This is a genomic window from Bradyrhizobium cosmicum (genome assembly GCF_032290525.1).
Classification (GTDB): domain Bacteria; phylum Pseudomonadota; class Alphaproteobacteria; order Rhizobiales; family Xanthobacteraceae; genus Bradyrhizobium; species Bradyrhizobium cosmicum_A.
The window spans coordinates 1-235 of sequence record NZ_JASXTA010000609.1 but is presented as its reverse complement, the minus strand read 5'-3'; the positions used below and the strand labels follow the sequence as shown (position 1 = coordinate 235).

Sequence of the window (235 nt, the reverse complement as noted above, 5' to 3'; positions counted from 1 at the left end):
AGCCGACGCTGCGGATTGCGCGCTGGAGCGACAAGGCGAAGGCCGCGCCACTGCCGCCGTCGATGCGCGCGGCTTTCGCCTCGAGGACGGCCGGGAAATCCGCCTCGCCGGCATCGAGCGGGCGGGAACCGACACGGCCAGCGGCAGAGCCGCATTGTCCGCCATCATCACCGGCCGCGACGTGACCTTGCATGGCGAGGATGACACGCCGGATCGCTACGGCCGGCAGTCGGCC

At 71.9% G+C, this 235-nt stretch carries 1 pseudogene; it reads left to right on the top strand.

The features are described 5' to 3' along the window. Positions 1–235: pseudogene (locus tag QSV46_RS41110) on the top strand (thermonuclease family protein); the annotation flags it as partial.